Source organism: Streptomyces chumphonensis (assembly GCF_014779715.1).
In the GTDB taxonomy this organism is placed as follows: domain Bacteria; phylum Actinomycetota; class Actinomycetes; order Streptomycetales; family Streptomycetaceae; genus Streptomyces; species Streptomyces chumphonensis.
In genome coordinates this window covers 1-333 of the sequence record NZ_JACXYU010000047.1, presented here as the reverse complement: position 1 = coordinate 333, position 333 = coordinate 1, and the positions used below count along the sequence as shown (strand labels likewise).

1 pseudogene is annotated in these 333 nt (G+C 66.7%); it reads right to left on the bottom strand.

Features of this window, described 5'->3' with window-relative positions:
- A pseudogene (locus tag IF129_RS25985) lies at positions 1 to 333 on the bottom strand (Fe-S oxidoreductase); the annotation flags it as partial.

Genomic DNA, 333 nt, shown 5'->3' with positions numbered 1-333 from the left:
GTCGAAGACCGTCTCGAAGTCGATCTGCTTGCCGCCGGAGGCCATCGGCAGCAGCGCGCCCAGCGCGTCCCCGCCGCGCGCGTTCCGCTTGAACCAGATGTTGGGGAACGCCAGGAACCGGTGCCAGGCGACGCCCATGCTGATGTTGAGACCGACCGTGATCATCCAGATCATCGTCGTGCCGAGCTTGATCATGGCCCAGAAGTAGACGAGGTTCTGGAGCGTGCCGAGCTCCAGGCCGCCGAAGGCGGCGACGAGCGGGTACGAGACGACGTACGCCGGTTCGTAGTGGTCGACGCCGTGGAGCGCGCCTTCGAGGCCGCGCAGCATCAG